Consider the following 26062-nt stretch of genomic DNA (forward strand, 5'->3'; position numbering starts at 1 on the left):
AGTGCTAGGAGTGTCCAAGCCGAGGAGCACAGCGTACATTAGTACGTGAGCACCGCAGGTCTTGGACAACAACAACGCAATTGTTGATTTTCATCGAGTATAGATAAAGGAAAAAGTGCTTAATATGCACTCGATGTCATTCTTAGCAACGGCGGGAATCTAAAAAAATAAGCTTGAAAGACTATTAAGTATTATGGATTCCCGCCTACGTGGGAATGACATCGATGGTGATTGAATTTATATCTATAACAACTATTAATTGTGACTTTTAAATTACCCTGTCTATATTTAATAGTTAATTTCCTACTAAACTACTGGCAAATAAAACCGGATCAAACGATTTTAAATCATCTATTTTCTCTCCTATCCCTATAAAATATACCGGTAAGGTGAATTGCTGTACAACACCAACTATTACGCCAGCTTTTGCTGTACCATCTAATTTAGTAACTATAAGACCTTTTATGTTAGCAATAGCCGAAAATTGTTCGACTTGGTTATATACATTCTGCCCAGTAGTAGCATCAATTACCAATATACTATGGTGAGGTGCTGTATCATCAATCTTCTTGATAACCCGAACAATTTTTCCAAGCTCTTCCATCAGATTTTTTTGGTTATGTAACCTGCCAGCTGTATCAATAAATAATATATCCACATCGTTTTTTATTGAGGATTGCATAGAAGTGTAAGCAACACTAGCAGGATCAGCTGATTCTTCTCCTGTAATAAACATAGCTCCACTTCTATCAGCCCAACTAGATAATTGGCTAACAGCAGCAGCTCTAAATGTATCACAAGCTGCAATAGCCACTTTTTTACCTTGCCCACTATAAATGGCGGCAAGCTTGCCTATCGTAGTAGTTTTACCTGAACCATTAACACCACAAACTAGGATTACATTAAGCTTTTTATCATACAATTCAAAAGGCTTACTAGTTTTTATCAATAATTGCCCAATAATATCGGCAAGTTTTTCTTTGATTACCAAGCTACTCACTTCTTTGTCAAATTTGATAGATCTTAGTTTACTGACAAGTTCTATCGCAACAGATGGAGTTATATCTGAAGATATTAACAACTCTTCTAGCTCATTTAAAGTTTGCTCATCTAGCTTTTTCTTATAAAATATTTGATCAATGCCCGAAGATATTTTATCCGAGCTATTGATTAATGCCTGTTTTAATTTAGTAAATATAGAGGTCATTTTATTGCCGCCCTTTTAAGTCTATCATTGATTGCAACTCCAATAGCAACTTCCGGTATGGGAGCAACAGCAATTGCCAGCCCATTTAATTCCGCATAATTGTCCAATATTCTAAGGTTGGCAAATAGGTTACTAGCTGCTTCAATTAAATCACCAGTTAAACTTAAGTTAAGCGATAATTTGCCCTCAAGCTTACTATTAGCAAAATTAAGCCCTACCTCATTAGCTTCTAAACTCTCTGCATTCAGCCTTATTCTAACTTTTGGAGAGTAGTGTTTATGCATCATACCTGGAGCTTTAATTTGCATCAAGCTAGGTGTTTTATCTAATTTCTTACCTAGAACTTCCTCTAATGCTTCCTTCGTTATAAAGCCATCTCGCAAAATAGTTAGGTTATTAGTAGTAGTGTCCACTATGGTGGACTCTATACCATACTGACACTTACAATCATTCAAATTATCACCTAAAATAAAAACATCTTTCTCATCTGAAAAATGTTCTTTTACATGTTCTAAAGCCGTGCTACTAATATAACCTGATGGGTTAGCACTAGGTGCTGCTATAGCCGTGCCAGATTTTCTTATTAGCTCTAAAGCAATATTATGTGATGGTATACGAAGTGCAACCGTCGTCAGTCCAGCTAATACTGACTCCGCTATATTTGCACCGCTTTTTAATGGTACAACAATAGATAAAGGTCCTGGCCAAAAGACATTACTTAACTTAAGAGCATCTGCATTAAATTCCCCTATAGTTTTAGCTTGCCTCATAGTTGCCACGTGGACAATCAGAGGATTTATACTTGGACGCTTTTTTATCTTAAAAATCTTTTGACAAGCTTGTTCGTTACTAGCATCTGCACCAAGTCCATATACTGTTTCTGTTGGAAAAGCTACCACATTACCAAGTTTTATGAATTTGGCAGCCTCTAATAGACTTGCTGCATAAGTCAATTTAGTTGGTAATTTTGTCATCAAAATTTACCTCCACTTCCTATGTACCTAGGCAACTCACACAAAATTAGAGAGATATATTTATCGCCTAACTTAAACGTCATTGCGAGGAGCAGCTTCGCTGCGACGAAGCAATCCAAATAACTTTCCTGGATTGCTTCGTCGCCACTAAAGTAGCTCCTCGCAATGACGATTGAACCGAAAAACGACTCCTCACAATGATGTTTAAGACCCCAATCTAGTTCGTTTGTACTAATCATAAAAAACTAAATTTTGCTAATTTATCAAATAATTGCGTAACCATTCTGAGCAACAATAAACGATTATTGGCAATGTTATGATCTTGGTCTTTGACCATAACATTATCAAAAAACTCATTGACAGGTTTTAATATCTCTAGTAATAGGCTAAGAGTCTTAGTAAAATCTTTTTCTACAATATAACTATCAATTTGCTGAGAAATAACTCCTAATGATAAAAATAATTCTTGTTCATATTTGGAAATAAAAGCATCTTGGTTAACCTCTCCTTCTATATTACTACCTTCTAGTATATTGTTTGCTCTTTTGTAAATAGTTAATAAATTCTCACCATCATCCTTAGTCAGAAACTCCTGTAAGGAGGCAAGCTTTATTTCACTAACAACTAGGTCTTCTTCAATATCAAAATCAAGCACAGCATTAATTAACGATATATCATAGTGATTTTTTAAATAATATTTTGCTCTTTCTTCTAAAAAATCTAGAATTATCTGCAACAAACTAGTGTTACCCTTACGATTTTTAGTGTCATCCCTGCATAGACGGGTATCTAGATTCCCGCTCTCGCGGGAATGACATACTTGGGTAGCTGTAGATGTTATATTTTCTTCAAGTAAAGCTTTTGAGTACAATTCAATTACATATGCAACTAATTGCTTAATATTTATACTCAGTCTATTACCTAAAATTATCCTAATAATACCTAGTGCTTGCCGCCTGAGTGAGTAAGGGTCTCTTGAACCACTTGGCTCTTCTCCTATTAATATCAAACCTACTAAACTATCCAATTTATCAGCAATAGCCAATATTGCTGCATCTCCTATTGGTAAACTATCCGATGGACCTTGTGGTTTATAATGATCCCTGATTGCTACTGCGATTTCCTCCCCTAGCCGATCTTCTTTAGCATAATAATATCCCATAATTCCTTGCAGCTCAGGAAATTCTCCAACCATTTCGCTAGTGAGATCACTTTTACAAAGTCTAGCGGCTATTTGTAAATTCTGATTTCTTGCTATGATATAATTACAAATATCAGCAATCCTTTCAGTTTTTTGTTTTACACTACCAAGCTTGGCATGAAATGTTATCCTTTCAAGTTTTGGCAATTTTGATTGTAAACTATTAGATAAATCCTGCTGATAAAAATACAAGGCATCAGAGAGTCTAGCAGATAATACTTTCTCGTTGCCAGCTACAATAATATCCTTATCATGAGGCATATTACTGACGAAAAGAAAATAAGGGGCAAAATTACCAGTCTCATCAAAAGTACTAAAATATTTTTGATGGTTGCGCATTGAGCTAACCAGCACCTCTCTAGGTAACTTCAAAAAGTGAGATGGTATTTTACCCACCATAACAACTGGCAATTCTACTAATCCTGTTACTTCTTCTAATAATTTCTCATCCTCTTTTATCACTAAATTAAGTGACTTTGCTATTATTAATAATTGGCTTTTAATTATCTCCTTGCGACCATCTTGATCAATAATGACATTACTTTCCCGCAGCTTAATCTGGTACTCAGAAAAACTGTCTATAGTAATCGATTCAGGACTGATAAATCTATGCCCAAAGGTAATATTATTAGCCGTCAAATGACCATATTTAATTGCTAGTATTTCTCCATCAAATATACATAAAATATTCCTAAGAGGTCTAATCCAGCTTATATCATAGTTCCCCCAATACATAGATTTTGGCCAAATATACTTACTAATTGCTTTAGGAATCATATCTTCCAATAGCACTCGTATATCGGTTTCTTTAGTATTTTTTACTATTATATAATATGATTGCCCTTGCACTAATAGTGTAGATAATTTTTTTTGCTCAATATTATTTGAGCGACAAAACCCTTCTATAGCCTGCGATGTAGCTGAAACTTTTGGCCCTCTTATGGTAATTTCTTTTTGCGGTATAGATTTCGGTAAATTGGTAATATATACGGTAATTCGCCTAGGTCCAATAAATACCTGAACATCCCCTGTTATCCTACTATCTTGCAAGATTGTAGTAAATAAGGTTTTATAGCTTTCCGCTGCATTTTTCTGCATCAAAGCTGGTATTTCTTCACTAAACAATTCTAACAATAACTCACTCATATTAACTCTTATTCTCTTCTAATTCTAACCACTTATTACAGCATAGCTTCGCCAAATTTCGTACCCTGAGTATGTAAGATGCTCTCTCTGTTACGCTAATCACCCCCCGAGCATTTAACAGGTTAAAAAGATGGCTAGCTTGAATACAATAATCATAAGCTGGCAACGGTAAATCTGCAGCAATCAAATCATTACATTGTTTTTCACTATCAATAAAATGCTGAAATAATATTGCTATGTCAGCCAATTCTAAATTAAACTTTGAAAATTGTTTTTCAGCGGCAAAATCTACTTCACCATATGTTAAAGCCTTCTCTCCAGTTTGACCATTCCAGTCAAGACTTTTGACCTCATCGATCCCTTGTATATAAAGTGCTAAACGTTCTAAACCATAGGTAATTTCACCAGCAACCGGGCAACATTCAATACCACCAATTTGTTGCATATAAGTAAATTGCGATACTTCCATACCATCACACCATACTTCCCAACCAAGTCCAGCTGCCCCAAGAGTAGGAGATTCCCAATCATCTTCAACAAACCTAATATCATGTTTCTGCAAATCTATACCAAGACATTCGAGACTCTTTAAATATAGCTCTTGTATATCATCAGGAGATGGTTTTAGTATAACTTGGAATTGATAATAATGCTGCATTCTATTGGGATGCTGAGCGTATCTACTATCATTAGGACGCCTAGATGGCTGAACATAAGCTACAAACCAAGGTTTTTTGCCAAGACTTCGTAGTACAGTGGCAGGATGAAAAGTACCAGCTCCAACATGAGCATCATATGGCTGCAAAATTGCACAACCATAATCTTGCCAGTAATTTTGCAAGGTCAAGATAATTTGTTGAAATGATAATTTTTGCATACTTGTAAATTTGTTTGTTTATTTTTTAGACGAACACTCCCTATTTTGCAATTAGAGAACTTCCTGCACTTTCGATGTCACCCCTGCGAAAGTAGGAGTCTAGAAAAGCCCAATAGTCTTCTTGGGCTTTTCTTTTTAGATCCCAACCTACGCTGGGATGACATCGAGGTTGCTTAAGTTGATACTTATGTGCTGTAGCTCGAATAACATCGTTATAGAATTTTCTCTTCTAAATATCTTTAATTTTTTGCAGTATATACCAAAAATTTCTTCCACTAATATGTTTTTACAAGAATAATATCTTTTTTTGCTATTTAATTCAATTTGAATAACTAACCTGAATTCGATGTAATACCATTTCCCATTATTAACTACGCTAATACTACAGTTGTAGTTACTGCCCGGAGTTGTCATTCCCGCGTAGGCGGGAATCTAAAAATAGCCTAAAAGACTATTAAACATTATTAGATCCCAGCTTTCGCTGGGATGACATCGTTTTGACATTAGTACTACAACTGTAGTATTAGCGTAGTTAATAATGGGAAATGGTATAACTTGTTACATCGAACTTTCGTGTTATATATAGAAACAATCAGGTTTGAAGCGGCTGCCCACCTGATTGTTAAAATATAACACTCCATTCAATATGTGATTTTAATTATTAAAATCACATATTGAATGATGAAAAAAGTTAAAATGCACTCGCGTCAGCCGCTTCAAGAGTGCATTTTTCCTTATAACAAAGCCAGTTCGATATAAGAATTATTAATTCTTATATCGAACTGAGGTTAAATAATAATTTTCAAAATAATCTTGTATAATCCTTGATGTTTCGTGTATAAATTAAGTTTAAAAAACTTGTAAGCTCTATATGAAATTAGCAAAATTATTATTTTATATAATCACTACCTGCTTAGCTTTATCTAGCTGTAAAACCAAGAAGATAGATGAAGATTTAATTGTTCCAGCTCCTGAATTATATAATGATGGCCTTGTTTTACTGGAAAAACAAAAATATTTGAAAGCTGCCGAAGAATTTTCTAGAATTTTTTATCAAGATCCTGGTAATAAAATGACTCCTCAAGCTGAGTTAATGCAAGCCTATTCTTTATTCTTAGCATGTCAGTATGAGGAAGCGGTAGATGTACTTGATACTTTTATTAAGCTTCATCCAATGCATGAAGATATTGCATATGCGTATTACCTAAAGGCATTATCGTATTATATGCAAATCTCAAATGTACAGCTTGATCAATCAAGAACCTTTTTAGCTAAAGAAAGTTTTGAAGATGTTATAAAACTTTTCCCTAAAACAAAATATTCAATTGATGCATCTTTAAAAATTGATTTAGTAAATGATCATTTAGCCGGTAAGGAAATGGACGTAGGTCGTTATTATCTCAGTAAAAATAACCCGATAGCTGCTATTAATAGATTCCAGCTTATTGTGGATAATTACCAAACTACATCACATATACCAGAAGCACTTTATCGTTTAGTGGAAAGTTATTTAATGCTGGGACTTAACGTTGAAGCAAAGAAATATGCTGCAGTACTTGGTCACAACTATCTAGACAGTCATTGGTATAAACATTGTTACCTACTTATTGATAACTCTTTAAAAGAATAAAATATAATAGACCTCTTGCATAATTCGCTTATGCTAGGGAATTTGCAGGGGTCTTCACTGCGGAACGCAGCAAGCAATACGGTAAGTTACGTTACGGCATTGAGTCTAGCCTAGATGCCCAAATCACCAGTAGAAGTAGAGTTATGCAAGAGGTCTAATGTTACAAAGTCTTTCGGTAAAGAATTTTATTTTGATAGACGAATTGGACATAGAGTTTGAAAAAGGACTATGTGTGATTACCGGCGAAACTGGAGCTGGTAAGTCTATTTTGCTAGATGCAATTTTGTTCTCTTTAGGTAACAAATTCTCTGATAATGTAATAAAACATGGATGCGATTATTGTACGGTTGCTACAACATTTACTCTCAATAATGATTTAAAAAAGCTTTTGGAACAATTTAATATTGAGTGTGACCAAGAATTACTGATAAAACGTATCCAAAAATTTGGTAACCGCAAAAAATTTCTTATAAATGATCAAGCGGTGACAGTAAATACCTTGCAACAAGTAGCAGATTATTTATTTGAACTTCATGGACAAAATAGCCCTACTACCCTTCTTACCCCCTCCTCCCATATTAATATTCTAGACGATTATGGAAACCTTCTAGGTTTAAGAGCTGAATTATCCAAGCATTTCAATATTTTACAAGCAACTACTAAAGAAATCAATAAAGTCACAAAAGATAAAGATACTATAGAACGAGAGATAGATTATTTAAATTTTGTAACCAAGGAATTAAAAACTCTTGACTATCAAGTAGGAGAAGAAGAAAAACTTACCACTATAAGACACAGTTTACAAAATCGTGATAAAGAAATACAGGCAACTCAAGATATATTATCACATCTTGAAACTCCTGAAATTAATAAGTCCATTACTAATGTTCAACGTTTAATAGCCCGTAACTTACAGGGAAATGAAGAATTTGCCTCTATTTCATTAAATTTAGATGATTGTTATAATAGTCTAGAAGAAGCACGTATAAAATTACAAAACATTATTAATAACTTCGATACAAATGAATTTAACTTAGATGAAGTGGAAGAAAGGCTGTTTAAAATCCGTGATATAGCACGAAAATATAATATTTCTTGCGATAAAATACCTGAATTTGTTGACAATTCTAACCAACAATTAAATGCCCTGAAGGATAAAATTAATAACGTTAAAATCCTAGATATCAATAAGCTAGCTGGCCATAAAAAATATTTTGAACTAGCTGAAGCTTTATCTCATCAGCGTTCTAAAGTAGCCAAGAAGCTAGAGTTAGCTGTGCAAAAAGAGCTTGAACAACTTAAAATGGAAAAGGCAATTTTTAAAGTAGAAATAGTATCTAAGGATAATATTGCAAACCAAACTGACAATAAACATTTTTTGGAAGACGGGGATACTTCTCAAGTAATGTTATGTAAGGTATCAGATAATGGTATCGATAATGTGCGTTTCGTTGCCTCAACTAACCCTGGTATGCAACTTGCTCCTATTGATAAAATTGCTTCTGGTGGTGAATTATCAAGATTTATGTTAGCACTAAAAACTTGTCTTTTTGATAAACTACTTAAGGAAACTATTATTTTTGATGAAATAGATACAGGAATTGGTGGTATCGTAGCCGATAAAGTAGGAGAAAAACTAAAAAAGCTTAGCTCTATTGCCCAAGTTATCGCAATTACCCACCAACCGCAAGTGGCAGGTAAGGCAGATCAGCATATTATCGTTAATAAGCTGCAATTGAATGAAAGCACTAAAATTACTGTAAAAAATCTAAATCTTCAAGAGAGGCAAGCTGAACTTGCTCGCATGATTTCAGGCAAATCTATCACCGATGCGAGCTTGAAGGCGGCTAAAGAGCTTCTACATCCTTAGCCTCCTTCCCCTTTTAAGCAACCACCTTTTTCTTAATTACTTTATTAGGATTTACTTGAAGTTTTTCTTTAATTCTAGCTGCTTTACCACTTAGATTTCTTAAGTAATATAGTTTAGCACGACGTACTACACCATATTTAACAACTTCAATCGAATGTACAATTGGTGAGAAAATCATAAATCGTCTTTCCACACCTTCACCATGACTGACCTTACGAACTACAAAAGAAGATGCAACACCACTATTCCTTCTAGCAATTACTACACCTTCATACATTTGAAATCTTTCTAGTAATTTTTCCTTACCATCTTTCTCAACTGTTCGGTCAATTATCTTTACAGTAACTTTTACAGTATCCCCTGCTTTAAAGTCAGGAATCTTTTTATTTTCCGTTAGTTTCAGAATTTGCTGTTGTTCAAACTCTTCAATAATATTCATTACCTTAAACTCCTATAAATATTTAATAAATCCGGCCTACGTTTTTTAGTAATCTCTAAAGATTGCTTGCTTTTCCAATCTCTAATTAACTGATGATTACCAGACAACAAAATACTCGGAACTTCTCTACTTTTCCACTTTGCCGGTCTCGTATACAGAGGACATTCAAGCAATCCAGCAAACTCTCCCTTTTCTTCAAAAGATTCTGATTGCAATGTGTCTTGATTCAGTAATACATTTGGAAGTAATCTAATCAAGCAATCAAGAATAGCAAGAGCTGCCACCTCCCCACCAGATAAAATATAATCCCCTATACTAATTTCCGTTACATTATACTCTTCAATTATACGTTCGTCAACCCCTTCAAAGCGACCACATAAAATTATTATTTGCTTTTCTTGTATAATTTCACGAGCAATATTTTGGTTAAATAGCTTTCCTCTTGGTGAGGGATAATATATTTTGGCATTAGGGTTTGAAGACAAAACATGATCTATACAACTACCAACCACATCTGGACGCATTATCAGTCCACTACCACCACCATAAGGCTCATCATCAACATTTTTATGCCTAGTTAATCCAAAATCTTTTATATTAACTACATTATAAGACCAAATACCCTTTTCTAAGGCTTGCCCTGCAAGGGAATATTGCAAAAATCCAGGGAACATTTTTGGAAATATGGTTAATATTGATGCATGTAATGAAGACATTTAATAAATATGATGAAATTTTTAAACAAAAAAATTGATTTGACTTATATTATAGTTTATATAATTAGGCAATATGAATCCACTAACACTTATTGTTAATCTTCATCATTTATTTTTCGGAGCATGGCGCAGCCTGGTAGCGCATCTGGTTTGGGACCAGAGGGTCGGGAGTTCAAATCTCTCTGCTCCGACCACATATATATCAACTTTCATAAATTCTATGATCGTTCTCAAAGTTCTGTATGCTACTTCCATGCCGTTTTTTCACTAAAGTTGCCGGAATACGACCCTCAAAAAATCTTCTTTTTAATGAGTATTTTGAGGGGGTAAATATGACAAAAACGTTAATTTTCTCCAGCAACTTAGTTGAAAATCAAGATATTATTTTTTATAACATAGTCGGTAATTTTATCCCACCTGAGTGGCGGAATCTTACCAACAATTGTGGTAAACAATTAAGTAAAACCTCTCGTCAACTTTTATCGTTGATAGTTTCTTGCATGAAAACTAGTAATTATAGAAATTCGGATGAATTACAAGAAGGTTATCATTTTTTTCAACAAGAGCTTGGAGTTTGTCAAAGACGGGTAAGGCAATGTCTAGTAGAATTAAAAGACAGTGGTTTTATTGATCTTTATTCAACTACAATAGTTAAACATAATGTTAAATGTCCTAATATTTTATGTATCAAATTAGTTAAAAAACTTATAAATCTTCGTAAAAATAATTGTGACCCTAATCAACAAAACATTTCAGGTCAAGCTGAAATAAATTACAGCCTATGGCAAAATATTCAGTCTAATCTGCAAAAAATTTCAGGTCAACCTGAAAAAAATTGCATCTCAACTCAAAAAATTGAAAAAAATTTTTACCCACTACATATAATAGACCTCATTCGAAACTGGTTGACGTAGTTCAAAATTATAAATGCCAGAGATCAAATTAAATCTAAGACCAAATCTTTTACATCTATTTCGATATTTGTCAGCAATAATTTTGAACCGTTTTAGCATACCAATAATGTTTTCATTTAGAACTCTTTCTCCTGCTAACCTACGATTATTCTTTTTATCATTTTTAGTTAAAGGATTTTTCTTGCTTTTTTTCTTTGGTAATTCAGAATTATTGTGAATTTTTTGTATACCTTGATATCCTGTATCAGTAATCGCTTTAACCTTAGGATGGATAAGAATTTTGGATTCCTTAAATAATCTAAAGTCATGTTTTTTACCGTTAGAAAAATCTGTACATATTACTTGGTGTGTTTTCTTGTCTACCACTATTTGAGTTTTTAGTGTATGCCTTTTCTTCTTTCCTGAATAATAGAATTTTTGTTTTTTTTGGGTCTTTCTATAGGACTCTCAGTAGCATCAATCAAGACTACTTCATAATTCATATCACTCTTCATTAGAGCTTTACGACCTGGAAGAGCAAAGTTTGGGTGTTTAACTAGGGTGTCTTCTACCCATTTAACAGCTTTATATGCTGAACTTTCACTAATCCCATAGTTCTGACCTATATGGAAATAAGTACGGTATTCTCTAAGGTATTCTAAGACCATCAGCAACTGTTCCTCCAAATTGAGCTTATTTTTACGCCCACCTTTTGATTTCTTAAGACCATCAGCTTGCCTCAAAATATCCACCATCTTTGAGAATGTTCCCTTCTTTACTCCTGTTAATCGACGAAATTTTTCATCCTCTAACTCTTTAATCTGATCGAATTTCATATTATTACTTCAAATCAGATATTTATAACACCATTCTACATCATTGTCTAGTTTCGAAAGAAGCCTAATAGATAATTATCTATATAATATATCTATATCTAGATATGCCGAAAAAAAATTTTTTGAGGAAAATTGTGGACAAAGTTTGGCAGAGATTAAATCAACGGAAGATCAAAATCTTCAATCGGAAGCAACGGTAAGTTCTGTAAGCAAGATACCCATCGTAAATTCTAGCGATGATTGTGGGGAAAATAAAAAGAATTGTCAACAAAACTTGGCAGAAAGTAAGTCAACGCAAGAGCAAAACTTTCAATCAGAAGCAGCGGTAAGTTAAGTAAGTAAGATATTACACCTCAATTCTAGCAAGACCTCTACAATCAACGATTCAGGCAGTGACTCAGACTCTAACTCAAAAGATGATGATGCAAGCAGAGGTGGAGTTAATCAACAATCTTGCCAAACATTAGCTAGCGTGATGAGTAAAATTGTCAACAAGGTTAAGATACCCATCCTAAACTCTAGCGATGACTGTGAGGAAAATAAAAAGAATTGTCAACAAAACTGGGTAGAAGGTAAGTCAACACAAGAGCAAAACTTTCAATCAGAAGCAGCGGTAGATTCAGTAAGTAAGATACCACACCTCAATTATAGCAATACTTCTCCAATCAGCGATTCAGGCAGTGACTCAGACTCTGACTCAAAAGATGATGATGCAAGTAGTGGTGGGGTTAATCGACAATCTTGCCAAAAATTGGCTAGTGTGATTAGTCAAGTTGCCAGCACGGTTAAAGGCTGGGGTTTTCTTCAGAAGTTAGAGGAGTTTCACCCGTTGACCGAAGAAGATGGATCGATATTAAGAATCAGATCAAACCGTGATTTTAACCTAAATTTCATCAATAAGTTGATGATTAGACTAAGCGAGCAACGTCCTAATAATCGCTTTCGTAACAAGAAGGCAGTGCTAAACTATATGACTTTGGCTTTACAAGAGGAAATGCGTCCACCGGCTTCGGCAAATAACGAAAGCTTTAATTTCAAGATGGATGATACTACTAGGGCTAGAGAGAGCTATTTACAGCAGGTAGAAGAGGATACTCGTCCAACACATCGACTGCAACGCAAAATCGCTGGAGTCTTTGAGGCTGATACTGCCTATGAGTTGCTGACTAATTGTAATTTTTTAGGGGTCTTTGGCGATGCCTACAGGATCAAGCTAGCACCGGATATTAGCTTACTCGAGCATGAGAAAACAAAATTACTCCATCAAGTACAAGAGCTATACGGCAACAAGGTTCAACAATTAGAGATTATTAGCAAAAAAACTATAACAACTGCTGAAACAACTGCTGATAAATCGCAATCGAACTATTTAGGACTAAGCCAGCTAAATCCTCAGTCAATATGGTACAAAGTACGGAAATATCTAATCGAGTTACATGGTGAGCTTATCGATCAATCTTGGTTTAGCAAGTTAGAAGCAGTTGAAGAGGATATGACTTGCAATAGGATTATTCTTAAACCAGCAACTGACTTTATTGGTTACTGGATTCAGCAGAAGTATGGAAGGGATCTGTGGAACGCTTTTAAGAGTCATAATTTCACTTTTGAATTTATAAAAGCTGATAATGGTGCAATGACAATTTAGAGAAATAGCATTTAAAGCTATTTTAAATATATTTATAAGAGGATTTTAATTTTTAGCTAGGGGGAGATATGTTAAAAACAAATAACACTATTGTACGAGTCTGTATTTGTAAAATTTTAAGGTGTTTATTTCACTAATAAACAAAAATTTGAATTGGTAGTTAAGTTGATGAAATTAATTGTATTAGTTGAGAAAAAAATGATTACGATAAGGTTAATAATCTCAGTACAGGACAAAGAGATTAACAAGGTGATAATCGGAGTAAAGATGGTATTATTGGCTTAATAAATTTTGTTATAACTTCCATCCATTTTTCCATCATTTCTGCAATATTCAAAAATATTCTCTGCAAGTAATCTAAGCCATACCTGAATAAGGATATAGACTTTCTACCATGTTTTTTAAGCTTTATAGGTTTGATAGAATTTTGCCATTGACCCACAACATAAGCAAAAGTAAATGCTATAGCAAGTAAACCAAGCAATTTACTAATTCTATCTAAATACGTCAATTCGGGATAAGGATATTGAGAACATGTAGATTAAAATCAAATTTTGTTGAAGGTTTATTTTTCTTTAATGAATAAGCAACAAGAGTAGATAATATATGGATACTCGATGAAAATCAACAATTGCGTTGTTGTTGTCCAAGACCTGCGGTGCTCACGTACTAATGTACGCTGTGCTCCTCGGCTTGGACACTCCTAGCACTTGTTGATTTTGATCTTCGTCTACCAACTCTTCATTTACGAGCAGTAGACAAAGGCATTTATTGGTGATCTATGTCTAGGGTGTGTCATCAATTAAGTTGACAGGAGCGTTTATTTGTTGTGTAATAGAGAAAAAATTAAGGATAAATTTTCTCTATGCGTCGATATGCTCTACGTGACGATCAATGGGATCGGATTAAAGATAAGCTACCTGGAAGGGAAGAGTCTGTTGGTGTAACAGCCAAGGATAATCGCCTATTTGTAGAAGCAGTCTTGTATCGATATAGGGCTGGTATACCTTGGAGAGACCTACCTGAACGTTTTGGAGATTTTCGAGTGATTCACCTACGTCATTCAAGGTGGAGCAAGACAGGTGTGTGGAAAAAGGTTTTTGAGATGCTGGCTGAAGATGCTGATAACGAGTATGCCATGATTGATTCAACCATTGTTAGGGCTCATCAACATAGTGCCGGTGCTAAAAAAAAGAGTTAGATGATGACCAAGCAATTGGACGAGGTAAAGGGGGGCTGAGTACTAAAATCCATGCCACATGTGACGCTCTAGGGAATCCAACGGGATTCCATCTTACCCCGGGTCAAGCTCATGATTTGCAAGGATCTGATGTTTTGATGAATGAATTGACGAAAGCGGATGCTGTACTTGCTGATAAGGCTTATGATGCCGATGTACGTATGCGAGATAAGCTGAAAGATAAGGGATGTATAGCTGTGATTCCCCCAAAGAAGAATCGTGTGAATCCAGCTAAGTATGATAAGGACCTATATAAAGCTAGGCATTTGATTGAGAACTTTTTTGCAAAATTGAAGCAATATAGAGCTATTGCAACACGATTTGACAAAACATCTCAGAACTTTTTGGGTGCTGTTTATATGGCTTCCATGGTAATTTGGCTCAATTGATGACACACCCTAGTATGTTCAAGGTTCATTTTATTTTTTAGATAATCAAAAACTGTTTCAATTAAGTTACGCTTTCGAAGTAAGATTTTTTCTTTCAAATCCATTAATTTATTTTCCATATTCTTCTTAATTCCATGAATCATTTTTAAGCCTCTTTCATATAAATTTAAGAACAAATTTTGCTTAATATAACCTTTATCAGCTGCTATAATTCCAGTTAATCTTTTTGTTAACTCCGGTACTGGAATCCTATCATCTACATTGCCTTTGGTCACTTTTAATGCCATAAACTCCCCTTTATTATTGATTGTTACATGTAATTTAAAACCATAAAAATACCCCATAGAGGATTTACTATGTTTGGCTAATCCTTTAAAAACTTTATTGCTATAACGCCTTTTATTGTGACAAGCTTTAATCGTTGTAGAGTCAATAAAATAAATACCTGTTTCCTCACCAAACAACAAATGAATCAACATATTTAGCGGTATGAATAATCGTGCCATTAATTCAACAAATCTATTATAACTCAAGGCTTTAGGGAAATCATCCTTATGCATGCACTCTATATAACTTTTATAGAAAAATTTAAAATTCTTAGCATAGGATGTATGAAACATAATTATTATTGTTAACATTTCACTTAAACTCATGCTACAACAGCGATTTCTCTGCTTATTTGATGGTAATAACTTTCTCTGTTCATACTCCAAATAAATTTTACAAAAATCATCTATAAAACTATATAATTCTGTGATATCTTTTTTCATGCCTGTAGTTTGTTTTTTTGTTTAAAAATATAAATACTGCAGGCACTCCTTTTTGACAATCCTTTTATCTATTACTATTTCATCTATATCTTATCCCAAACTGACGTCCCTTAGGGATGAATGACATATAAGACCGTCCTGATAAGGTCATACTAGCGTATTACGGTAATAAAATGCAACTTACCGCAAATTACCTATATCAAGTTGAATCAGAAACTTTGAAGAGATATCAGCAAAGACGGGAAAATTTAGTATTGATGGTGTTGACAAAGAGAGCATAGAAAAACTAATTGAATTTTTTTTAAAAGATAATTGCTATGAAGAAAGTAATAAAAATAGGTACAAGAAGAAGTCCTTTGGCTTTAGTACAGACAAATTTAGTAGTCGAACAAATTAAAATTCATTACCCAAACATAAATTGTGAAATAGTCCCAATAATTACCTCTGGTGATTTGATTAAGGATAAAAATCTGTATGATATAGGTGGCAAAGCTTTATTTTTAAAAGAAATAGAAAATGCTCTTATAAATGGCGAAATTGACTTAGCTGTACATTCCTTAAAAGACGTACCTTGCAAACTACCGTCAGAATTGATGATATGTGCTGTACTTGAGAGCGAAGATGCACGGGATGTATTTGTCTGCTTAGATTATAAATCAATAGAAGAACTGCCTTTTGCTAGTAAGGTAGGTACATCTTCAGTGCGTAGGAAAGTCCTAATACAAAGAAAAAGACCTGATTTAAAAATTGTTACTTTTAGAGGAAATGTTGATTCAAGAATAAAAAAATTAATGCAAGGTGATGTTGATGCAACCATTTTAGCTTATAGTGGTTTAAAAAGACTAGGGCTATTTGATACACAATATTGCCACTTAATAGAGACAAAGGAAATGTTACCATCTGTAGGACAGGGTGTTATAGCGATAGAGATAAGAAAAAATGATAATAAAATGCAAGAAATATGTAATAAAATTAACCATTTTGAAACATGGGAGCTAATGCAAGCTGGAAGGGCATTTTTGGAATATTTAGATGCAGATTGTAAAACTCCTATAGCTGCTTATTCAACGTATATAGATAATGATATTCATACAGAGTTTATGCTGTCTGATTTTGACGGTAGTAAAATAGTTTTTCATAGTGACATTTCTAATCCAAAAGATTGTAGAAATTCTGGCATACAGGCTGCAAAAGCTTTGATGTTAGCTATTGACTATAGCTAAAACCTTCTTGGGTTAATTTAGAATTATTTTTAATAGCATTTCATTATTAATTCGAACTGGTTATCATTAGAAGGAATAATTTTCGTACTAGTATTGTAAATAATTGGATCATTAATTTGCTCATGACCAAACCTATTAGTCTTAAACACTGGAATTTTTAAGGTTGCTGCAAAATCAGTAAGAACAGTAATGATACTCTTACCATCACTTCCACAAGTCCCAAATATTATAGCGTTTACATGATCTAACAGCCCTGCTTGTTTTAAATGATATAAAGTACGATCTAGCTGATATGGTTTTATGTCAACATCTTCCAAAAAAAGGATCTTATCTGCTGTTTTTATTTGCCATGATGTACCTATAGATGTTTGTACAATAGTTAGATTACCACCAGTAAGATTACCTGTAACAATTTTGCTAGATTTTGCGGCAGGGTTGATTGCTGATAACCCTTTAATTTTAGCTAGAGTTTCTTTACCAGAAATTATTTTTGCTATTTTTATAAAATTCTGATGATCTCTTGTTGGATTAAATATTTCAATGATTCCATTACCATGAATTGTCTTCCATCCCCATTCTTGAGAAAAGAAAATATGTAAAGCAGTCATATCACTAAACCCTATAAAAAACTTTTCCTTTATAGGTTTTTTCATGCGTTGTAAGTCAGGAATCAATTTTGCTGAACCATATCCCCCGCGAAGTGTCCATACTACGTCATTTGATTGATCCAGTAATGCGTTTTCCAAACACGATAACCTTGTTTTATCATCGGTAGAATGGAATAAGCTTTTTCCTCCAAAGCAACTATTTGGAATATCTAGTTTTAATGAAATAATATTTTTTAAATTAGATAATAATTCACTGCTTACCCCTGAGGCAGGAGCGACAACAGTAATTTTTGTATCTTTCAATAAGCTAATAAATTCCTTATTATTTTTGTTAAAGTCTAGATTCGAAAATGCTGATAATAACATAAAAACAACTGGTAGGAGGATTATACGAATATTGATTCTCATCGAGTATAGCCTATTTATGATATGGATGGTTTTCTATTATAGTCTGAGTCCGATATATTTGTTCTAATAATATTATTTTTGCCATTTGATGGGGCATAGTCATTTTTGAAAGGCTAAGATTAATGTTTGCTTGTTCAAGAATAGTCTTATCTAAACCAAATGCACCACCAATAATAAATTGTATATTTTCACCGGATTGCAAATTATTTTCTATTAATTTTGTAAATTCATGGCTAGTATAACTTTGTCCAATAATATTTAATACTATTTTATAGGATTTTTCTTCTAAAAATTCTTTAATTAATTTGCCTTCAAATTGTTTAATTTGTTCAGGTGGTAATTTTTTTGAATAAGAAATTTCTGTAGATTTTATATTATATTTTATCAGTTTCTGATAATCTCTAGCAATTGGCTGATAATAATTATTAAGTTTGCCAACAGAAATTATTTGTATTTGTCTCATTATTTTATTATTGATTAATTAATTTGATTATACACGATAAAAGTTATCCACTAAGTAAAAATTAGTCAATGGCATCAATATTTTTTCTATTTATAATTAAGATGTTAATGAGATTTAATCAATACTTTAAGCAATTATGGTAATATATTTGTGTGTTAATAAGACGTAAAATTAAGTTGAACATGGATTTTACAAAATGATTATTCATTTTTTATTCACAAACTTATCCACAATGTTTTTATATTATAGAGGACTATACATAGTTATATGCAGCAATTCCAAAATTTTATATTTAATACTCCTAAATTAGGTATTTTTTATCTTGGTGGTAAGATTGAAGGATGTAGTATAGAAATACATGATGTAGTTTTCGTTGTTGGGAAATCAAATATAGATATGTCGGAGCAAATTAGAAAAAAATGGATTGGGTCGCCTAATTCTTTGCATATTGATTCTTGGTTTATAGCTGAAACTGTAGATGGTTTTAATATTCGTATTTCTGAAACAACTCCACAAACTAGAAAAAATCGTTTATTTTTTGTCAACCTTGGTTCTTATAAAAAGAACTTTTTTGGAGAATTTCATTTTATGTCCCTTATTGTTGCAGAGTCAAGGCATGCCGCCATTGAAAAAGCAAAAATAAATGCACCCAAAAATGAAGAAATGCAGCATTGTGATAACATCTATGATATTGATGAATGTATAAGAATTGATAAAATTGATAATTATTATATTGTTCTTGATTACACTGGTATTGAACAAGAAAATACTGTAATCAATGGTTATCAAAAGCTGAATGGCAGTGTTGCGAACTGAATAGACTTATTGCATAGCTGGTAATTGGGGCAATAATATGGCACTCGAATCTAAGCTATGTTGTAGGTTTTAAGTCTATTCAAGTTTCTATACTCGATGAAAATCAAGAATTGCGTTGTCGTCTTCAGGGATCTTCGGTGCTCACGTACTAAATGTACGCTCCGCTCCTCGACCCTTCGACTCCTAGCACTTCATAATTTTGATCTTCGTCTATCAACTCTTCATTTACGAGTAGTATATCTTAATGTTTTTTTAGTTAGCAACCGTAAAATTATTATTCACTAAAGCTAATTTTAGTACTTCATCTATATTTGACACTGATAAAATTTCTAAGCTATTCTTTATATTCGGTGGAATATCTTTTAAATCCTTGATGTTCTCTTCAGGTATTAGTACTGTTTGTATACCCCCTCGGCTAGCAGCCAATAATTTTTCTTTTAGTCCTCCAATTGGTAACACTGTACCCCTTAGGGTAATTTCTCCAGTCATTGCCACAGTTCTTTTGACTGGTATTTTGGTCATAAGTGAAACAATAGTGGTAAATATTGCACATCCAGCAGATGGTCCATCTTTTGGAATTGCACCAGCTGGTACATGTAAATGGATATCAAGGTCTTTGTAATCTTCATACTTCAATCCAAAATTATTAGCTCTAGAGCGGAAACAACTATAAGCTGCTTGAGCAGATTCTTTCATTACATCCCCAAGCTTGCCTGTAGTTTTAATATCTCCCTTTCCAGGGAATGACAATGCTTCAATGGTTAATAGTTCTCCGCCAACTTCTGTATAAGCAAGCCCCGTGGTACTACCTATTTGGTCTTCTTTCTCAGCTAAACCAAAATTATGTTTTCTAGCACCTAAATATTCTTCAAGATTCTCAGATGATATCGATATGCTTTTTACTTCTTTGTTACTCAGAATCCTTTGCAATACTTTTCTTGTAACAGAGCTAATTTCTCTTTCAATCGATCTTACCCCTGATTCTTTGGTATAATATCTGATTAACTCTAAAATTGCTTCATCATCAATAGTTAGTTCATTTTTCTTCATTTGATGTAGTTTCAATTGCTTTGGTATTAAATAGTTTTTAGCAATTTGTGATTTTTCTTCTTCAACATAACCAGAAACATTAATGATCTCCATACGATCTAGTAAAGCTCTTGGCAAATTATAAGAATTGGCTGTTGCAATAAACATTACTTCTGATAAATCATATTCTACTTCTAAATAATGATCAACGAAATGGCTGTTTTGTTCAGGATCCAAAACTTCAAGTAAAGCAGATGCTGGATCGCCTCGGAAATCAGAACCCATTTTATCAATTTCATCTAATAACATAACAGGGTTATTAGTTTTAACTTTTTTAATTAAGTTTATGATTTTTCCTGGCATAGAACCAAGATATGTTTTTCTATGACCTCTAATTTCCGATTCATCTCTAATGCCGCCAAGAGCAAATTTAGTATATTTCCTACCCATTGCTTCAGCAATTGACTTGACCAGTGATGTTTTTCCCACTCCTGGAGGACCAATTAAACATAGTATAGGTCCTTTAATTTTTTTAGAGCGTTGTAATACTGCTAAATATTCAATGATGCGATCCTTGACTTTCTCAAGGCCAAAATGATCCCGATCCAAAATTTCTCTAGTTTTGTTTATATCAGTTTTACTATTATCAAATTTTCCCCATGGCATAGCTAATATTGTATCAAGATAGTTACGAACAACTGAAGATTCACCTGACATTTGATTCATAAGCTTTAGCTTTTTCAGTTCTGATTCAGCTTTTTCTTTTGCTTCTTTTGAAAGTTTTAAGGTCTTAATCTTTTTTTCTATATCAGAAAAGTCAGATTTATCCTGCTCGAGTTCTTTTTGTATAGCTTTCATTTGTTCGTGCAAGTAATAATCACGCTGAGTTTTTTCAATTTGTTTTTTTACTCGTAGTTGTAAAGCTTGTTCTGCTTCCATTTGAGCCATACTAGATGTTAATGTATCTATTATAGTTTTAATTCGTGTTTGAGGTTTTGTTTCTTCTAATAAAGTTTGTTTTATTAGTAATGGTGCAGTCAGATAAGAGGCTAGCACATTAGTAATATAACTAAAATTTGTTGGATCTTTGGTTATTTCATCAGCTATTGTTTCTATTATTTCTGGATTAATTTTCTTATGATTCTTGGTATATTTCATAAATAACTCAATGACAATTGATGTAGAAACTTTTAAAGCTTCCACATCAATTACCTCTTCATCTTGTAGTATGCTATATTCAGCTTCAAATGTTTCTTTATTAGTTATGTTATGAAGTTTTACCTTCTGCATTGCTTCAACAAGAATTTTTGCATTATTTTGTAATCTTACTGTTTGTATAATTTTAGCAATTACTCCTGTAGAATGGAGATCTTGAATATCTGGAGTGTCTTGATCTTGTTGTTTTTGTAACACCAATAATATATATCTATTAGTATCTGTAGATTTAGTATTAAGTAAGGCTTTTAGAGACTTTGTCCTACCGACAAATATGGGAGCAACCATGCCGGGAAATATCACCATGTCTTTTAATACGAGTAGGGGTAATTTTTCTTTATTTGTCATACTAAAACCTTGAAAAATTTATATACTAAAGGGATTGTTAACTATATAATGTTGCCGTGCTGGGATTTCAAGCTACATTTAGTTTTATATATGCATTTATCACCTCAACCTTCAAATATAATATCAATAGCAAGTGATAGGGTAAAACAATATCTTCATTTGACTCCAATAGTCCAGTCTGAAACTTTAAATGAAATGCTGGGGCATAAAATTTTCTTTAAAATAGAATCGTTGCAAAAAACTGGAGCATTCAAGGTTAGAGGGGTATTAAACCATTTATTAGAGTTACAAGAACGAGAGCGTTTACTAGATAAAATTGTTGCATATAGTACAGGTAATCATGGAATTGGTCTTGCTTGGGTAGCAAAAATCCTTAATCTAAATGCAAGAATTTATTTGCCAAAAGATACTTCTCCAATTAAGCAACAAGCAGCAAGATATTACGGAGCAGAAATTATACTGACCGATACTAGGCAAGTGGCGGAAGATAGGGCAAAAGGTGACATAGAAAATGATTTCTACTATTTGCATCCTTCTGATAGCGATTCGAATATAGCTGGGGCTGGTACTATGTGTTATGAAGCCTTGCAACAGCTAGGGTTTAGCCCAGATGCTATTTTTGCTTCTTGTGGAGGAGGTGGATTACTTTCTGGATCATATTTAGCAAAAAAATTACTGTCTCCATCCAGCTTGCTTATAGGTTCAGAGCCGGTTAATGCGAATGATGCTTTTTTATCTATTAAGCAAGGTTCAATATATAGATTTACTGATTCACCACATACTATAGCAGATGGTTTGCGTACTTTAGCAGTTTCACCACGTACATTTAATTATCTAAATAAACTTGATGATTTCTTTCTTGCTGATGAATATTCTATATATTACTGGACCACTTGGTTAACGCATTTGCTAAAAATTGCTTGTGAACCATCATGTGCTTTAAATATGGTTGGAGTAGTTGATTGGTTAAAGAGACAATCAAAACCTAAGAGAGTTTTAGTACTTATATCAGGTGGAAACATTGATCCTGTTCTTTATCAGGAGCTTTGGAAGGGAAACTATCTATCTAATTTACCAAACCCATTAATGTAACCTGAATTCGATGTAATAAGTTACATCGAACTTTCGTGTTATATATAGAAACAATCAGGTTTGAAGCGGTTCTACACCTGATTGTAAAAATATAACACTCCATTCAATATGTGATTTTAATAATTAAAATCACATATTGAATGATGAAAAAAGTTAAAATGCACTCACAGAACCGCTTCAAGAGTGCATTTTTCCTTATAACAAAGCCAGTTCGATATAAGAATTATTAATTCTTATATCGAACTGAGGTTATTTTAGAACAGAAGGTTATGTAATAAACAAAGATTCTCAATCCCATGCAAGGCTAATGTAGGGGATGAACGTATTAATGGCACAATCTTATGTTGATAGTTTAAGTGATAACGTTAAAAGGAGTCTAGATCATAAATTACGTATTTCAGAACCTTAAACGTCAGGGGCAAAAAACTTGAGACCTCTCTACGTTTCCCGTTCGATATTTTTAAAAAAACGACAACTTGTACCAAAGTGGCGGGGCGTAGTGAACAATTTCAGAACCACAACAGACACTATAAATCACTTATTATTCAAACACTAGCACTCTATTACTAAAGCATTGTCACCTGATATTGTAAATCCATATTTTTCCCGAAAAAAGCCATGGAAAGTTTAATGATTTTTTTGACATGAGAATGTTCTTTTATCTTAGTATCATATTGTTTATCTATAATCTGCTTTAAGCCCATTTTAGCTACTGAGGCTAAATCTTCTACATTTTTAGCTATCTTATACTCGATAATAATTGCCTTATCTCCTTTACCAGCTTTTGGGATCATGATCACATCAGCTCTGCCACTTCCTGACTCCTGTTCACTTGCTATTATGTAGCTGAAGGCTAACATGTTAACAAGTCCTAACATAAAGCCACTATAAAATAATTCTGCTTTTCTCTCTCCTATCTGATGGAAACTGGTAGAATTTTGTAGTAATTCTTGTAACCGTTCTTTAAATTCTTCTATTTTACCTACTGGTAACAAGCTAACAAACGAGTAATATCTAGAACTATCAATTTTTAACTGATCAGTTACCCATTGTAGCATCCGTGCCTTATATATATGCCTTACTTCCCGATTTGGTGCTGACAATTCATAAATATTTTCTTCTGAATTTTGAACCGTAGGATTTAAATAACCACTGAACAATAATAGACTGAGTAATCCTACTGGTTTATTGATATCAGCAAAACTTATTTGTTTGGTAATAGGTGAAATAATGATTTTGCCCGCAGCTAAACTCTGTAAATCTTCTTGCATTTCATCTGATAACAATACTTTATCTATCAAACCTGTACCACCACTATCAAGCCAATAATGATCCAGCTTACCTTTGTGTGCTAAACATTGCATGATTGACCATGGATTATAAATTACCTCTCCACCAAATGTATAACCATTATACCAATCCTTAATTTGTTCAGTATTAGTGTCGAGCGGTACTTTTGTAAGCAAATCATCTACCTCTGCTTGAGTGAAACCATAGAACTTAGAGAAATCATCATCAAGTAAGGTATATTCTGTAACATTATTCAAATCTGAGAACAAATTAGCCTTAGCTATCCGTAATATCCCAGTAATTACGCCTTTTTCCACATAAGGGTTACTCTTTAAACTACTACCAAATATCCCGCGAAATATCTTTAGTACATCCTCAAACTCTTTTGGTTTATCCCCAAACTCAATGTATGAACTATTAATAGGCGTATCATATTCGTCAATCAATATATAGGCTTTTTGATTAAAGTGCTTAAACAGTAGTTTACTTAAGAAAGCTAAACTAATTTTCAACTGTGCTAATTCTAGCTTATCTGTACCTGTTAAATAATCTTGAAAATTCTTTTTTTCTTCTACACTAAGTTTATCACTACTTTCTAGATATTTATGATGGTCATAAGCATTTTTAATATTTATCCTTATCCCACTCTCAATTTCTTGGTAACTACTACCTTTAACGTCCTTAAAATTTATGGAAATAACAGGAAATTGACCTTGGTAGTCAGAGATAATGTCTGAATACTGTGTTATCTGAAGTGGTTTAAGTAGTCTTTTTTTACCACTAGCTACTCCTAAATCAATTTCACCACCGATAAATAATTTATGATTTACTCTCTTTTCTTGAGCTAAAGGCTTACCTCTCTTGTCCTCTTCAATTTCCAAGAACTTGCAAAGCATATCCATGTTAAGGCTCTTACCCCAACGTCTTGGTCGAGTGATTAATATAACATCACCACTATCTTCTATTATGTCCTTAACAAGGAGACTCTTATCAACAAAGATATTACTGTTTAATAATAATTTTTTAAAATCATCCGTACCTACTAGCATTTTAGGCAGCTTACTACTCTCCGTAATAGTATCAGTTCCCTTGAGATGTGTATTAGTGTCTGAAAGTTCAACTATCATATTATTCAATTATATTTATGTTTTTGGTAGTAAAATTTTTAGTTAAATTTTAATAAATTATTTTACCGATTAAGTTTTAATAAAATGTGCTAGTATGACTATTTCGATAAAAATATGATATAGTATAGATAAGTTTGATTCAATACAGAATTATATCTAGTAACAACATCGCCTAATTTATCCATAATAAACGTCATATTGTACTCATTTTAAAAAAATATTGGATAAGGATTAAGATCTTTTTCTAAAGTAGAATGCTTGATCCACCCCATTTTTACAGGCACGTCAAATAAACCTCTAGGTGCAAACCTTTTATCAAAATGCCGTAGATCTAGCATTATAACAGTGACACCTGCCTTACTGATACAGGATACACAATTACAGTTTTAAAAATCCGGCGGCTCTTGTAAAGAACCTAACAAAGAGTTAAAGGTTTGCTCTGTAACTTCAGGAGGAATAGGATAGTCTGATGTATTGTCTTTTATAGCTAAATCTTGACCTTGAAAATCAACACTTTTCAGCACGTTTTTTAGTTGTAGGTATGCAATAATCTTCTCGTGATTTTGTTCTGTAGCTAAAACCAGTGGTGTCTTGCCATCATTGCTTGTAG

General features: G+C 33.2%; 23 protein-coding genes and 1 tRNA gene. 10 read left to right on the forward strand and 14 right to left on the reverse strand.

Annotated features, from left to right (window positions below; all coding sequences use genetic code 11):
- Window positions 1-295 precede the first annotated feature (295 nt).
- The 4 genes from ftsY to AAGD29_RS03535 form a co-directional block, all read right to left on the reverse strand.
- A complete protein-coding gene (gene ftsY, locus AAGD29_RS03520; RefSeq protein WP_341758539.1) occupies window positions 296-1207 on the reverse strand; it encodes a signal recognition particle-docking protein FtsY in 912 nt (303 codons plus the stop codon).
- Window positions 1204-2181 (reverse strand): L-threonylcarbamoyladenylate synthase, encoded by a 978-nt coding sequence (locus AAGD29_RS03525; RefSeq protein ID WP_341758540.1) that lies wholly within the window; start codon window positions 2179-2181, stop codon window positions 1204-1206. The genes ftsY and AAGD29_RS03525 overlap by 4 nt, the downstream gene beginning before the upstream one ends.
- A 235-nt stretch (window positions 2182-2416) precedes the next feature.
- Window positions 2417-4528 carry a glycine--tRNA ligase subunit beta gene (glyS, locus tag AAGD29_RS03530; protein ID WP_341758541.1) on the reverse strand — a complete coding sequence of 704 codons (2112 nt, stop codon included), beginning with the start codon at window positions 4526-4528 and terminating at the stop codon, window positions 2417-2419.
- 1 nt (window position 4529) lies between these two features.
- Entirely contained in the window at window positions 4530-5405 is an 876-nt protein-coding gene (locus AAGD29_RS03535; RefSeq protein WP_341758542.1) for a glycine--tRNA ligase subunit alpha, read from the reverse strand.
- An 871-nt stretch (window positions 5406-6276) separates the two neighbouring features.
- On the opposite strand from AAGD29_RS03535, the gene AAGD29_RS03540 reads away from it, so the two are divergent.
- Together AAGD29_RS03540 and recN are read left to right on the forward strand one after the other, a co-directional pair.
- A complete protein-coding gene (locus AAGD29_RS03540) occupies window positions 6277-7035 on the forward strand; it encodes an outer membrane protein assembly factor BamD (protein ID WP_341758543.1) in 759 nt (252 codons plus the stop codon).
- A gap of 157 nt (window positions 7036-7192) precedes the next feature.
- Entirely contained in the window at window positions 7193-8905 is a 1713-nt protein-coding gene (gene recN, locus AAGD29_RS03545) for a DNA repair protein RecN (protein WP_341758544.1), read from the forward strand.
- Window positions 8906-8918: 13 nt separating this feature from the next.
- Here the strand turns inward: recN and rplS are convergent, their stop codons facing one another.
- Both rplS and trmD read right to left on the reverse strand, forming a co-directional pair.
- Window positions 8919-9344, reverse strand: coding sequence for a 50S ribosomal protein L19 (rplS, locus tag AAGD29_RS03550; RefSeq protein ID WP_341747533.1), 426 nt, complete (start codon window positions 9342-9344; stop codon window positions 8919-8921).
- Complete coding sequence (trmD, locus tag AAGD29_RS03555) at window positions 9344-10060, reverse strand: tRNA (guanosine(37)-N1)-methyltransferase TrmD (RefSeq protein ID WP_341758545.1); 717 nt, start codon at window positions 10058-10060, stop codon at window positions 9344-9346. The genes rplS and trmD overlap by 1 nt, the downstream gene beginning before the upstream one ends.
- A 117-nt stretch (window positions 10061-10177) precedes the next feature.
- Between trmD and AAGD29_RS03560 the strand changes: the two genes are divergently transcribed.
- Both AAGD29_RS03560 and AAGD29_RS03565 read left to right on the forward strand, forming a co-directional pair.
- Window positions 10178-10254: transfer RNA gene (locus AAGD29_RS03560), tRNA-Pro, on the forward strand.
- A gap of 138 nt (window positions 10255-10392) precedes the next feature.
- Window positions 10393-10974, forward strand: a complete 582-nt coding sequence (locus tag AAGD29_RS03565; protein ID WP_341758546.1) for a hypothetical protein — start codon at window positions 10393-10395, stop codon at window positions 10972-10974.
- On the opposite strand, the gene AAGD29_RS03570 is transcribed toward AAGD29_RS03565, so the two are convergent.
- Window positions 10936-11789 (reverse strand): IS5 family transposase gene (locus AAGD29_RS03570; RefSeq protein WP_341758547.1). Its coding sequence is split into 2 segments (ribosomal slippage): window positions 10936-11402 and window positions 11402-11789, totalling 855 coding nucleotides; the frame shifts between segments, so codons are not numbered across the junction. The genes AAGD29_RS03565 and AAGD29_RS03570 overlap by 39 nt on opposite strands.
- A gap of 43 nt (window positions 11790-11832) precedes the next feature.
- On the opposite strand from AAGD29_RS03570, the gene AAGD29_RS03575 reads away from it, so the two are divergent.
- Both AAGD29_RS03575 and AAGD29_RS03580 read left to right on the forward strand, forming a co-directional pair.
- Window positions 11833-12123: a hypothetical protein gene (locus tag AAGD29_RS03575; RefSeq protein ID WP_341758548.1), complete on the forward strand. Its 291-nt coding sequence runs from the start codon at window positions 11833-11835 to the stop codon at window positions 12121-12123.
- A gap of 141 nt (window positions 12124-12264) precedes the next feature.
- Entirely contained in the window at window positions 12265-13434 is a 1170-nt protein-coding gene (locus tag AAGD29_RS03580) for a hypothetical protein (protein WP_341758549.1), read from the forward strand.
- Window positions 13435-13675: 241 nt separating this feature from the next.
- Here the strand turns inward: AAGD29_RS03580 and AAGD29_RS03585 are convergent, their stop codons facing one another.
- A complete protein-coding gene (locus tag AAGD29_RS03585) occupies window positions 13676-13945 on the reverse strand; it encodes a hypothetical protein (RefSeq protein WP_341758550.1) in 270 nt (89 codons plus the stop codon).
- Between the two features lie 354 nt (window positions 13946-14299).
- Between AAGD29_RS03585 and AAGD29_RS03590 the strand changes: the two genes are divergently transcribed.
- Window positions 14300-15063 (forward strand): IS5 family transposase gene (locus AAGD29_RS03590; RefSeq protein WP_341757859.1). Its coding sequence is split into 2 segments (ribosomal slippage): window positions 14300-14632 and window positions 14635-15063, totalling 762 coding nucleotides; the frame shifts between segments, so codons are not numbered across the junction.
- Here the strand turns inward: AAGD29_RS03590 and AAGD29_RS03595 are convergent.
- The gene (locus AAGD29_RS03595; protein WP_341758551.1) at window positions 15030-15833 is read right to left on the reverse strand and encodes an IS982 family transposase; all 804 of its coding nucleotides are present in this window, start codon (window positions 15831-15833) and stop codon (window positions 15030-15032) included. The two genes, AAGD29_RS03590 and AAGD29_RS03595, sit on opposite strands and share 34 nt — an antisense overlap.
- Before the next feature lie 317 nt (window positions 15834-16150).
- On the opposite strand from AAGD29_RS03595, the gene hemC reads away from it, so the two are divergent.
- Window positions 16151-17056, forward strand: a complete 906-nt coding sequence (gene hemC / locus AAGD29_RS03600) for a hydroxymethylbilane synthase (RefSeq protein ID WP_341758552.1) — start codon at window positions 16151-16153, stop codon at window positions 17054-17056.
- Between the two features lie 29 nt (window positions 17057-17085).
- Here hemC and AAGD29_RS03605 read toward each other — a convergent pair whose 3' ends face one another.
- Window positions 17086-18054 (reverse strand): LD-carboxypeptidase, encoded by a 969-nt coding sequence (locus tag AAGD29_RS03605; RefSeq protein WP_410520723.1) that lies wholly within the window; start codon window positions 18052-18054, stop codon window positions 17086-17088.
- 28 nt (window positions 18055-18082) lie between these two features.
- Window positions 18083-18535, reverse strand: a complete 453-nt coding sequence (locus tag AAGD29_RS03610; protein WP_341758554.1) for a 23S rRNA (pseudouridine(1915)-N(3))-methyltransferase RlmH — start codon at window positions 18533-18535, stop codon at window positions 18083-18085.
- 267 nt (window positions 18536-18802) lie between these two features.
- Between AAGD29_RS03610 and AAGD29_RS03615 the strand changes: the two genes are divergently transcribed.
- Complete coding sequence (locus AAGD29_RS03615) at window positions 18803-19351, forward strand: DUF1543 domain-containing protein (protein WP_341758555.1); 549 nt, start codon at window positions 18803-18805, stop codon at window positions 19349-19351.
- Between the two features lie 252 nt (window positions 19352-19603).
- Here AAGD29_RS03615 and lon read toward each other — a convergent pair whose 3' ends face one another.
- Complete coding sequence (lon, locus tag AAGD29_RS03620) at window positions 19604-21943, reverse strand: endopeptidase La (RefSeq protein WP_341758556.1); 2340 nt, start codon at window positions 21941-21943, stop codon at window positions 19604-19606.
- A 90-nt stretch (window positions 21944-22033) separates the two neighbouring features.
- Here lon and AAGD29_RS03625 point away from each other — a divergent pair, with 90 nt between their 5' ends.
- The gene (locus AAGD29_RS03625) at window positions 22034-23035 is read left to right on the forward strand and encodes a serine/threonine dehydratase (RefSeq protein WP_341758557.1); all 1002 of its coding nucleotides are present in this window, start codon (window positions 22034-22036) and stop codon (window positions 23033-23035) included.
- Window positions 23036-23601: 566 nt separating this feature from the next.
- Here AAGD29_RS03625 and AAGD29_RS03630 read toward each other — a convergent pair.
- Together AAGD29_RS03630 and AAGD29_RS03635 are read right to left on the reverse strand one after the other, a co-directional pair.
- Window positions 23602-25452, reverse strand: coding sequence for an AAA family ATPase (locus AAGD29_RS03630; RefSeq protein ID WP_341758558.1), 1851 nt, complete (start codon window positions 25450-25452; stop codon window positions 23602-23604).
- 386 nt (window positions 25453-25838) lie between these two features.
- Complete coding sequence (locus AAGD29_RS03635) at window positions 25839-25976, reverse strand: hypothetical protein (RefSeq protein ID WP_341758559.1); 138 nt, start codon at window positions 25974-25976, stop codon at window positions 25839-25841.
- Window positions 25977-26062: the final 86 nt, after the last annotated feature.

Origin of the sequence: Candidatus Tisiphia endosymbiont of Ditula angustiorana (assembly GCF_964026425.1) — a bacterium.
Classification (GTDB): domain Bacteria; phylum Pseudomonadota; class Alphaproteobacteria; order Rickettsiales; family Rickettsiaceae; genus Tisiphia.

Excerpts from the sequence above, each read along its gene's own strand:
- AAGD29_RS03630 (WP_341758558.1), bottom strand. The coding sequence starts at position 25,452 with ATGATAGTTGAACTTTCAGACACTAATACACATCTCAAGGGAACTGAT.
- AAGD29_RS03535 (WP_341758542.1), bottom strand. The coding sequence starts at position 5,405 with ATGCAAAAATTATCATTTCAACAAATTATCTTGACCTTGCAAAATTAC.
- AAGD29_RS03625 (WP_341758557.1), top strand. The coding sequence starts at position 22,034 with ATGCATTTATCACCTCAACCTTCAAATATAATATCAATAGCAAGTGAT.
- AAGD29_RS03540 (WP_341758543.1), top strand. The coding sequence starts at position 6,277 with ATGAAATTAGCAAAATTATTATTTTATATAATCACTACCTGCTTAGCT.
- AAGD29_RS03610 (WP_341758554.1), bottom strand. The coding sequence starts at position 18,535 with ATGAGACAAATACAAATAATTTCTGTTGGCAAACTTAATAATTATTAT.
- ftsY (WP_341758539.1), bottom strand. The coding sequence starts at position 1,207 with ATGACCTCTATATTTACTAAATTAAAACAGGCATTAATCAATAGCTCG.
- lon (WP_341758556.1), bottom strand. The coding sequence starts at position 21,943 with ATGACAAATAAAGAAAAATTACCCCTACTCGTATTAAAAGACATGGTG.
- rplS (WP_341747533.1), bottom strand. The coding sequence starts at position 9,344 with ATGAATATTATTGAAGAGTTTGAACAACAGCAAATTCTGAAACTAACG.
- AAGD29_RS03580 (WP_341758549.1), top strand. The coding sequence starts at position 12,265 with ATGAGTAAAATTGTCAACAAGGTTAAGATACCCATCCTAAACTCTAGC.
- AAGD29_RS03615 (WP_341758555.1), top strand. The coding sequence starts at position 18,803 with ATGCAGCAATTCCAAAATTTTATATTTAATACTCCTAAATTAGGTATT.
- trmD (WP_341758545.1), bottom strand. The coding sequence starts at position 10,060 with ATGTCTTCATTACATGCATCAATATTAACCATATTTCCAAAAATGTTC.
- hemC (WP_341758552.1), top strand. The coding sequence starts at position 16,151 with ATGAAGAAAGTAATAAAAATAGGTACAAGAAGAAGTCCTTTGGCTTTA.
- AAGD29_RS03565 (WP_341758546.1), top strand. The coding sequence starts at position 10,393 with ATGACAAAAACGTTAATTTTCTCCAGCAACTTAGTTGAAAATCAAGAT.
- recN (WP_341758544.1), top strand. The coding sequence starts at position 7,193 with ATGTTACAAAGTCTTTCGGTAAAGAATTTTATTTTGATAGACGAATTG.
- glyS (WP_341758541.1), bottom strand. The coding sequence starts at position 4,528 with ATGAGTGAGTTATTGTTAGAATTGTTTAGTGAAGAAATACCAGCTTTG.
- AAGD29_RS03595 (WP_341758551.1), bottom strand. The coding sequence starts at position 15,833 with ATGAAAAAAGATATCACAGAATTATATAGTTTTATAGATGATTTTTGT.
- AAGD29_RS03525 (WP_341758540.1), bottom strand. The coding sequence starts at position 2,181 with ATGACAAAATTACCAACTAAATTGACTTATGCAGCAAGTCTATTAGAG.